The organism is Oscillibacter sp. KLE 1745 (assembly GCF_000469445.2).
GTDB classification, from domain to species: domain Bacteria; phylum Bacillota; class Clostridia; order Oscillospirales; family Oscillospiraceae; genus Oscillibacter; species Oscillibacter welbionis.
The window spans coordinates 66,283-66,582 of the sequence record NZ_KI271762.1; the positions used below are offsets into that span (position 1 = coordinate 66,283).

Consider the following 300-nt stretch of genomic DNA (forward strand, 5'->3'; position numbering starts at 1 on the left):
TGCAGATGCCCCAGGTCACGTTGCCGAAGCCCGCGCAGGCGATGGTCTTGCCCGCGATCCGCTCTCCCTCGTGCTCCAGCACGTTCTGGAGATAGTATACCGCGCCGTAGCCCGTGGCCTCCGGCCGGATCAGGCTGCCGCCGTAAGAGAACCCCTTGCCCGTCAGCACACCGTTCTCCCAGGCCCCCTTCAGCCGCCGGTACTCGCCGAAGAGATACCCGATCTCCCGGCCGCCCACGCCCATGTCCCCGGCGGGCACGTCCACATCCGGCCCGATGTACCGGTACAGCGCCTGCATGT

1 protein-coding gene is annotated in these 300 nt (G+C 68.0%); it reads right to left on the reverse strand.

Annotation, left to right across the window (positions count from 1 at the left end; translation table 11 throughout):
- Positions 1 to 300 (reverse strand): Glu/Leu/Phe/Val dehydrogenase dimerization domain-containing protein (locus tag HMPREF1546_RS19980; RefSeq protein WP_021752094.1); only part of this gene is annotated, 300 nt, incomplete at both ends.